This is a genomic window from Aeromicrobium phragmitis (assembly GCF_003674095.1).
Classification (GTDB): Bacteria; Actinomycetota; Actinomycetes; order Propionibacteriales; family Nocardioidaceae; genus Aeromicrobium; species Aeromicrobium phragmitis.
Window position 1 is genome coordinate 1 of the sequence record NZ_RDBF01000275.1, and the last position, 301, is coordinate 301.

At 68.1% G+C, this 301-nt stretch carries 1 pseudogene; it reads right to left on the minus strand.

The window, feature by feature from the left end:
• Positions 1-301: pseudogene (locus tag D9V41_RS17320) on the minus strand (conjugal transfer protein TrbL); the annotation flags it as partial.

Sequence of the window (301 nt, forward strand, 5' to 3'; positions counted from 1 at the left end):
AGAACCATCCGCGGGTGACGTCCCAGCCGGCTCCGGCGAGGGCGATCGGGCCGAGGACGACGAGGATCAGGATCAGCGCCTTGCGCACCAGGAGGCTGAACCACACGATGGCGGCGGCGGTGATCGCGAGGAAGGCGAGGAAGATGATGATGATCGCCGCCGCGCCCGGCGCGGTGATCTGGATCGTGGTCAGCCCCGCGATGAGGGCGGCGATCTTGCCGCCCATCTCCTCCAGCGTCGTGCCGGTGGCCTGGATGATGCCGATGCACAGCTGGTCGACGATCTCCAACAGGGTCGCGGT